The following is an 8,415-nucleotide window of genomic DNA, read 5'->3' on the forward strand; positions in this document are numbered from 1 at the left end:
TTTTGCCGTAAAACCCCTCAGGGCATGTTGTATTTTTAACCCTAACTGAGATAAAACACTTTCTGGCACATCACCAGGAATCTGGGTAATAAAATAAATACCTACTCCTTTTGAACGAATTAGTTTTACCATCGTCTCAATCTGGGAAAGAAGTGTTTTTGAAGCTTCATCAAAAAGTAAATGTGCTTCATCTATGAACAGTACCAATTTGGGTTTCCCACTATCCCCTTCTTCCGGGAAGGTCATATAGATTTCGGCAAAAAGAGAAAGCATGAAGGTTGAAAACAGCTGTGGCTTATTCTGAATATCCGATACCCTCAAAATATTAACAACTCCTTTTCCGTCCCTGGTTTCCAATAAATCCTGAACATCAAAGCTCAATTCTCCAAAGAAATCTCCTGCACCCTGTTGTTCCAAAGCTACGATAGATCTCAGAATAGCTCCCAAAGAAGCTGGCGCTATAGATCCATAATTAGCAGCAAGCTCAGCTTTTCCCTGTGCGTTATCTGTCACATACTGAAGAACTTTCTTCAGGTCTTTAAGGTCAACCAAAGGAAGTCCTTTATCATCACAATATTTGAAGACAATAGACATGATACTTTGTTGGGTATCATTAAGCTCCAGAATTTTACTTAATAGAACAGGCCCGAACTCGGTTACGGTAGCTCTCAGTTTCACCCCTTTTCCTCTGGAAATACTCATCAGTTCTACCGGAAAACCTTGTGGTGTATAAGGAAGCTGGGTTTTCGCATACCTTTCCTCAATAATAGAATTCATCTGACCCGCTTCTGCAATTCCAGAAAAGTCACCTTTGATATCCAAAACCAGCGATGGGATTCCCTGATGGGAAAGCTGCTCTGCAAATACCTGTAATGTTTTGGTCTTCCCTGTTCCCGTTGCTCCGGCAATAAGCCCATGACGGTTAATTGTTTTCAAAGGAATGGTTACATTTACTTCCGGAACCACTTCCCCGTCCAGCATTCCTTTTCCTAGTATAATATGTTCTCCTTTTGGAGTGTATCTAGCATTTAATTCTTCAATAAATTGTGCTTTGTCTGCCATTTGATTGCTTTTTTAAAACTTCTAAATATAAAGATTTTTGTAAAATATTCAGTTATTAAAGCGCTATTAAACCCTTATGTTTTTGCTTTTAGCTTTAATAAATGTTTACCTTAGCCACTAAAAATAATGCCATACTTATTCTATGACTCTATTTAAAAAACATTTATTGGATTGTGGATAATGGAAGAATCAAAGATCACATCTACTATAAATATGATGGAATCATCAGCTATGAAGAAGGAGCTTCCAGAAAAGATGATTATATACAATTCAAAATAGATAAGGATATTTCCGAAAACACCAATGAAATGTTTTATAAAATATTCTACAGGCTAGAATAAATTAGAATTTTATATGCCTAGTTTACAGAAAGAACATGATAAAAAACAGCATTTACTTATTAACCTTATGTAAGGCATCTTTTTTGCTGAAAAAAAACAACATATTAAACATTTGTTTAACGTAAATATTGAAAGAAACTATCAATTGAATTTAACATTTGATTTAGAGTTTATCTAATACTTTGTATCTTTAACTATTAAAAAAATACCCAATGAAAATTGAACAAATATATACGGGCTGTCTGGCTCAGGGGGCCTATTATATTGTATCAGAAAATGAAGCGATCATTATTGATCCTTTAAGAGAGGTAAAACCATACCTTGTTCGTCTGGAAAAAGACAATGTCACTTTAAAATATATTTTTGAGACTCATTTCCATGCTGATTTCGTTTCAGGACACTTGGATTTAAGTAAAAAAACAGGAGCTCCGATTGTATACGGACCTACGGCGGCTCCAGAATTTGAAGCCATTATTGCGGAAGATAACCAGATTTTTGAAATTGGAAAAATAAAAATAAAGATACTTCACACTCCAGGACATACGATGGAGAGTACTACTTATCTTTTAATTGACGAAAACGGTAAGGAAACAGCTATCTTCACAGGAGATACTCTGTTTCTGGGAGATGTGGGAAGACCGGATCTTGCTCAGAAAGCTACCAACCTTACCCAGGAAGATCTTGCAGGAATTTTGTATGACAGTATTCAGAGCAAAATTATGCCTTTGGATGACAGTATTACAGTCTATCCTGCTCATGGTGCCGGTTCCGCATGCGGAAAAAATATGCAGAAGGAAACCGTAGACATTTTAGGAAATCAAAAGAGAACAAATTACGCACTTAATCAGCCGGATAAAGAATCCTTCATCAGAGAAGTTCTTGACGGGCTTACTGCTCCTCCAAAATATTTCGGAATGAATGTAGCCATGAACAAAAGCGGTTATGAAAGTCTGGATATAGTAATGAATAAAGGTTTACAGCCCGTTTCACCTGAAGATTTTGAAGCTGTAGCAGAAGAAACAGGAGCTTTGATTCTAGATACAAGAGGAGCCGCAGATTTCCATAAAGGTTTTGTTCCTAATTCTATCAATATTGGATTAAAAGGAGACTTCGCTCCGTGGGTAGGAACTCTAATCGTAGATGTTAAACATCCTTTGTTATTGATAACAGATGAAGGAACAGAAGAAGAAGTTATCATCCGGTTAAGCCGTGTTGGTTTTGATAATGTAGTAGGCTATCTGGAAGGAGGTTTTGAAGCCTGGAAAAATGCAGGAAAAGAAATTGACGAAGTGAAAAGAATCACTCCTGCTGAGTTTGCAGAACAGTTTACAGCAGATTCAAAGATAATTGACGTCAGAAAACTGACAGAATACTCTGCAGAACATATTGACAATGCTTACAACAGACCATTAGATTCTATAAGTGATTGGGCACGTAATCTTGATGATTCTGAGCATTTTTTCCTGCACTGCGCAGGAGGATACAGAAGTATGATCGCAGCCAGCATCCTTAATTCACACGGAATCAGAAACTTTACTGAAATAGAAGGTGGTTTTAATGGCATTAAAAAAACAGGAAAACTTCCGACAACGGACTTTGTATGCCAATCCAAAACAACATAACAACATGAAACTTAGTTTTTTTGGAATCACTTTAGTGTCTTTTTTAGCATTAAGCAGCTGTAAAACAACCCATTCCGCAGAAGCTCCCAATGTTAACATTAAGGAAGTAGTCACCAGCTCAGAGGTAACGCTATTGGATGTAAGAATCCCTGAGCAATATTTGGCAGGAACAGCTAAAAATGCCATCAACATCCCTCTTGCAGAAATTCAGAACAATATTGAAACCTTGAAGGGTAAAAAAGTGGTTGTTTTCTGTAATAAAGGAGTACAGGCAGATCAGGCAATGGAAATTCTAAGGAAAAACGGAGTGGAAGCCTATGATGGAACCAGTTGGAAAAATGTGAAAGGCATCCAGGACGAAGCTGATAAAAAGTAACTCATAAAACTTAAACTATGTCACAAAAATTTCAGGAAATCATCAATTCCGAAAGACCGGTACTTATTGACTTTTTTGCCACTTGGTGCCAGCCTTGTAAAGTTCAGTCTTCAGTTTTGAATTCTGTAAAAGAAAATATAGGCGATGGAGCCAGAATCATTAAAGTAGACGTAGACCAGTACCCCGCTCTGGCAGCACAATACGGGGTGAGAGGTGTACCTACTTTAGCGGTCTTCAAAAATGGAGAACTTCTTTGGAAAGAAAGCGGAGTACATGATGTAAACACATTAACGCAACTCCTGCAACAATATATTTAAAAATTAAAAAGGCTGGGTTTACATGAACTCAGCCTTATTTTTTATAAATCAATTGAAAAATGATCACGGTCATTTAAAAACTGAAAGTGAGTTCTGAAGTCTTTCAGCTCATTCATATCCAGTTCGGCCGATACAATATTTCCATTTTTATCTGAAATTTCTCTTCCATCAGCAAAAAAACAGTGAGAGCTTTCCTGATAGAACAGGTTATTTCCATCCGTACCAATTCGGTTTAATCCAAATACAAAGGAAAGATTTTCAATGGCTCTTGCTTTCAAAAGGTGCTCCCATGCTCCTACTCTTTTTTCCGGCCAGTTTGCTACATACAAAACAGCATCATAATCATCATTATTTCTTGCAAATACGGGAAAGCGAAGATCATAGCAGACCTGAAGTAAAAAACGGATTCCTTTATATTCTACAATGACTCTGTTTTTCCCGGGTGTATATACTTTATCCTCTCCTGAAAAGGAAAACAGATGTCTTTTATTATAAAAAGCAACTTCTCCATTGGGTTGTACAAAGTACATTCTGTTGTAAAAATTACCATTTTCTTCTACAGGAGCACTTCCACAAAATGCCGCATCTTTTTCTTTGGAGATCTTTTTTAAAAACTCCAGAGATTCTTCAGTTCTGTCGGAAACTTCCGATGCATCCATACAGAAGCCTGTTGAAAACATTTCAGGAAGCAAAAACAGATCCGCTTCAATATTTTGGAGTTTATCCTCTATGATCTTAAAATTTTCAGCTTTATTTTTCCAGATGATATCCAAATTGAGCCCTACAATCTTCATCTTTTTTATTTTTTAAAATTATTTCAATATCTGAAGTATAAAAATACGGCTTTTATCCTGGATAATGAAAAGAGAGCTATAATTCTTAATATTTATTAAAGTATGCTATTTTTATAATATTCAATGCCTTTCGGTTTCATTTTTGATGCAGGTAATTTTTATTAGTATCATTAAACATTATAAAATTTATGAAGAAATTGGTTTTTATGGTAATGATGTTCTTTTTTGGAATCACAGCTAATGCTCAGGCGTGGACTGGAAAAGGAGATCAAAAGATTCAATTAGGTCTGAGCGCCTGGGGATATGGAACCGGGATAACTGGAACTTATGACTACGGACTGAATAAGCTCATTTCTGTGGGAGCTGGCCTTAACGGTTACTTCAGCAATTACAAAAACAACGACAAGGATAACCGGGTGTTTGTTTTTGGCAGACTGAATTTCCACCTGCAGGAAGCTTTAAGCCTTCCACCAAAATTGGATATTTATCCAGGTGTTGACGTAGGAGTGGTTGGAAAAGACTTTGGAATAGGAGCACATATCGGTGCACGCTACTTCTTTACGGATAGAATTGGTGTATTTGCAGAGGTGGGTAATAACGGTAGTCTTGGAGTTTCATTCAATTTATAATCAAATAGTCCTGAAATATGACAAAGCTTCTCGTTTAGAGGAGCTTTTTTATTTGGCATAGTTTTGATAATTGTTACCTTTGCAAATTAAAATCTAAAATTTATTAATGGAAATAGCAATCAAACTCTTCCAGTTCATTCTGAGTATCTCTATACTTGTAGTTCTTCATGAGCTTGGGCACTTCTTACCGGCAAAATGGTTCAAGACCAGAGCAGAAAAATTCTTCCTGTTTTTTGATCCTTACTTCTCCATATTCTCTATGAAGAAAGTTAACGGAAAATGGAAGTATAAATTCTTCTCTCAGAATCTTCCTGATACTGAAGTGATAGAGGTAAACGGGAAAAAGGAAGAAGTTCCTATCGATATATCAAAACTTTCTGACGACGATTGGAGAAAATATCCGGAACAAACCAAATACGGGATCGGATGGCTTCCTTTCGGAGGTTATGTAAAAATTGCCGGAATGGTAGATGAAAGTATGGATACAGCCCAAATGAAAAAACCGGCTGAACCATGGGAATTCAGATCTAAACCGGCTTGGCAGAGATTGATCATCATGCTGGGTGGAGTTACAGTAAATTTCTTCCTGGCTTGGATTATATTCTCGGCCTTAGTTGGAAAAAACGGAGAAAATATCTTTGAAGCAGATAAAATCACAACTCCTCTTCATTACACAGCTGCTGCTAAGAAAATGGGCTTCGAGGATGGTGATAAAATATTAAAGGTAGATGGAAAAGTTCAAAAGGACTTCAAAAAATTAGCTTTAGATGTATTATTGAGTGATGAAATTACCGTTTCAAGAAATGGAAAAGAAGTTACTTTCCCAACCAATGATGACGGAAAAGTAATGGCATTCCATGATCCTGAACCAAGAGCTTTCCTTACTCCAAGAATGTCTCCTGTCATTGATACTATTGTTTCAAAATCAACAATGGATGCAGGATTAAAACTTGGTGATAAAATTCTTTCTATTAACGGAACTCCCATTACATATTATGATGAGCTTAAGCCTTTGGTAGTACCTAATGCAGGAAAAACAATTGATTTCAAAGTTGCAAGAAACAATGAAACTGTTGATTTACATATTCCGGTATCTAAGGAAGGAACTATAGGGGTTCTGTCTTTCAAGGAAATTGAAAAATATAATGTTCACCGTGATTATACTTTCTTTGGATCTATCACCAGAGGATTTACCCTTACTATTGAGAGCTTAACCTATCAGATTAAGCAGTTTAAACTGATTTTCAACAAAAAGGTTCAGGGTTACAAAAAAGTAGGTGGTCCTATCGCTATTGTAAAAAATATGCCGGTAGATAAAGATGCAACAGGTAATGTTTCTATCAACTGGGCAGCATTCTGGGGCTTTACAGCCATGTTCTCTGTATGGTTGGCATTCCTGAATCTTATTCCTATTCCTGGACTTGATGGTGGACACGTTTTATTTACATTGTATGAAATCATTGTAGGAAAACCTGTACCTCAAAAAGTATTGGAAAATGCTCAAATGGTGGGAGTTATCTTCTTATTGGGCTTGATGTTACTGATATTCGGAAGCGATATTTTCAAAATGATTACAGGAGGCTTGTAATTTTTTGAAAAATTTTCTTAAAAATATTTGCAGGGTATAAATATTCGTCCTATATTTGCACCACTTAAAACAAAGGACATTCCTCCTTAGCTCAGTTGGTTAGAGCATCTGACTGTTAATCAGAGGGTCGCTGGTTCGAGCCCAGCAGGAGGAGCAAAAAAGACTTACAGAAATGTAGGTCTTTTTTTATTTATGCCCATTCTTGTATTCTAAAAAAAAAACATTGTTACAAAAAATCATAAGCCATTTTCAATATAAGAACTGATTAAATGTATTATATTCATTAAAGGAGAAAGGATCCACAATAGATTATCCAAATAGAAATAAACTCGACATGAGAGTACAGGAAGTTTTATATGTGGCAGAATGTGCGAAAAATAGAAATAAGATATCAAATAATAAAATCCTTTTACAGGATTTGATCCTCAAGGCTTTTATACTCCCATAAATAAACTTAAAAAAGTATTTAAAGCTTACCCTCTTCAATCATACAAAAACTTGATAAATTAAGCGGTTTATAGGGCTAATTCAGAGGAGAAACCAACGAATAGTATTCCGGTTATGGATAAGAAATAATCTACTGCAGATTCCACTTATTTATCCACGAAATCAAAAAAAGAAAATAAAGGAGGATAATAATGAAAATTGAAAGGCTGATCGAAAGGTTATATTCTGAAATGACAGATTCAAAAATAAGTATGATGAGTATGAGCTTAGCCATAAAATATATTTGAAAGCTTTAATTATCTATATTCATTCACAAGTTTACGTCCCCAATTTTATTGAAATAAAAATATCTTGTTCCTGGAAATAATATCTTTAAAAGCAGCTTTTATCACTTACATTTCAAATTTTAATTATTTTATAAAATTTAATTTATTGAAAAATAAAACAATAGCAATTTTTGTTAAATTTTAAAGGATAAAAACTTGCTTGGTACGGTTTTTCATATTATATTTGCACCACTTAAAACAAAGGACATTCCTCCTTAGCTCAGTTGGTTAGAGCATCTGACTGTTAATCAGAGGGTCGCTGGTTCGAGCCCAGCAGGAGGAGCAAAAAAGACTTACAGAAATGTAGGTCTTTTTTTATATACTGATATTGATCTTCAAATCATTCTTTACTTTCAATAGTTAAGATTAGTGGATAAAATTTTATTTATCTAATAAAATAATAAGTACTTGATCATTTCAAAGCTATTTAAAATAATTTATTCAAAATTTAAAATCAGAATCAATCATTTCGCATCATAAATAAGAATTACGATTATTCATAGCTCTTAATTATCTATAAATATAATTGCAGCCTCAAAATAAGCCCTATTTTCCACTAAAATTATGTTTATAAGATTTCCAATATATATAACTTGTATAACAGCTCATTTTTAGCCCTAAAAAGCTTAAGTAAAGGATAACGATAATTCTCTCTAAGGAATATATAAATACACTTATCTACCGTCTTTGTCATCCCGTAGGGATCCAGATAATGCTATCCACAATTATTTCCATACTCATTATTTCCCATCCTATGTTTAGATCCTTACAGGATGACAACAGCAGTCAGTTTATCAGAAGTAACGATACCAGGAAAATATCCTGATATAAGCAAATAAGATTAAAGAATGAATCGTAAACCCAGATAGAGCACAAGAAAAATTTAACAACAAAGTAAAGAGTAAGGTTGAGA

The 8,415-nt window shown here is 35.0% G+C and carries 8 protein-coding genes and 2 tRNA genes; 8 read left to right on the forward strand and 2 right to left on the reverse strand.

Features of this window, described 5'->3' with window-relative positions:
• Window positions 1-1,062: helicase HerA-like domain-containing protein (locus BBH99_RS05880; RefSeq protein ID WP_066693267.1), on the reverse strand; the 1,062-nt coding region annotated here is incomplete at its 3' end.
• 173 nt (window positions 1,063-1,235) lie between these two features.
• Between BBH99_RS05880 and BBH99_RS22315 the strand changes: the two genes are divergently transcribed.
• From BBH99_RS22315 to BBH99_RS05895, 4 genes are all read left to right on the forward strand, one after another.
• Window positions 1,236-1,403, forward strand: a complete 168-nt coding sequence (locus BBH99_RS22315) for a hypothetical protein (RefSeq protein WP_165601888.1) — start codon at window positions 1,236-1,238, stop codon at window positions 1,401-1,403.
• A gap of 212 nt (window positions 1,404-1,615) precedes the next feature.
• Window positions 1,616-3,025: an MBL fold metallo-hydrolase gene (locus BBH99_RS05885; protein ID WP_066693270.1), complete on the forward strand. Its 1,410-nt coding sequence runs from the start codon at window positions 1,616-1,618 to the stop codon at window positions 3,023-3,025.
• A gap of 4 nt (window positions 3,026-3,029) precedes the next feature.
• Window positions 3,030-3,401, forward strand: coding sequence for a rhodanese-like domain-containing protein (locus tag BBH99_RS05890; protein WP_066693273.1), 372 nt, complete (start codon window positions 3,030-3,032; stop codon window positions 3,399-3,401).
• Between the two features lie 17 nt (window positions 3,402-3,418).
• Window positions 3,419-3,718, forward strand: a complete 300-nt coding sequence (locus BBH99_RS05895) for a thioredoxin family protein (protein ID WP_066693276.1) — start codon at window positions 3,419-3,421, stop codon at window positions 3,716-3,718.
• 41 nt (window positions 3,719-3,759) lie between these two features.
• Here BBH99_RS05895 and BBH99_RS05900 read toward each other — a convergent pair whose 3' ends face one another.
• A complete protein-coding gene (locus tag BBH99_RS05900; RefSeq protein ID WP_066693278.1) occupies window positions 3,760-4,512 on the reverse strand; it encodes a nitrilase-related carbon-nitrogen hydrolase in 753 nt (250 codons plus the stop codon).
• A 188-nt stretch (window positions 4,513-4,700) separates the two neighbouring features.
• Here BBH99_RS05900 and BBH99_RS05905 point away from each other — a divergent pair, with 188 nt between their 5' ends.
• The 4 genes from BBH99_RS05905 to BBH99_RS05920 all read left to right on the forward strand — a co-directional run bounded on the left by BBH99_RS05905 (window position 4,701) and on the right by BBH99_RS05920 (window position 7,785).
• Window positions 4,701-5,141, forward strand: a complete 441-nt coding sequence (locus tag BBH99_RS05905; protein WP_066693281.1) for a DUF6646 family protein — start codon at window positions 4,701-4,703, stop codon at window positions 5,139-5,141.
• Between the two features lie 106 nt (window positions 5,142-5,247).
• The gene (gene rseP / locus BBH99_RS05910) at window positions 5,248-6,729 is read left to right on the forward strand and encodes an RIP metalloprotease RseP (protein ID WP_066693282.1); all 1,482 of its coding nucleotides are present in this window, start codon (window positions 5,248-5,250) and stop codon (window positions 6,727-6,729) included.
• Window positions 6,730-6,809: 80 nt separating this feature from the next.
• Window positions 6,810-6,883 (forward strand) — tRNA-Asn (locus BBH99_RS05915).
• Window positions 6,884-7,711: 828 nt separating this feature from the next.
• A tRNA-Asn gene (locus BBH99_RS05920) sits at window positions 7,712-7,785 on the forward strand.
• Window positions 7,786-8,415 lie beyond the last annotated feature (630 nt).

It is taken from the genome of Chryseobacterium contaminans (assembly GCF_001684955.1).
GTDB classification, from domain to species: domain Bacteria; phylum Bacteroidota; class Bacteroidia; order Flavobacteriales; family Weeksellaceae; genus Chryseobacterium; species Chryseobacterium contaminans.

Bases quoted from the DNA above. Each gene is read 5' to 3' on its own strand.
- BBH99_RS05885 (WP_066693270.1), top strand. From the start codon at position 1,616: ATGAAAATTGAACAAATATATACGGGCTGTCTGGCTCAGGGGGCCTAT.
- BBH99_RS05890 (WP_066693273.1), top strand. From the start codon at position 3,030: ATGAAACTTAGTTTTTTTGGAATCACTTTAGTGTCTTTTTTAGCATTA.
- BBH99_RS05895 (WP_066693276.1), top strand. From the start codon at position 3,419: ATGTCACAAAAATTTCAGGAAATCATCAATTCCGAAAGACCGGTACTT.
- BBH99_RS05900 (WP_066693278.1), bottom strand. From the start codon at position 4,512: ATGAAGATTGTAGGGCTCAATTTGGATATCATCTGGAAAAATAAAGCT.
- BBH99_RS05905 (WP_066693281.1), top strand. From the start codon at position 4,701: ATGAAGAAATTGGTTTTTATGGTAATGATGTTCTTTTTTGGAATCACA.
- rseP (WP_066693282.1), top strand. From the start codon at position 5,248: ATGGAAATAGCAATCAAACTCTTCCAGTTCATTCTGAGTATCTCTATA.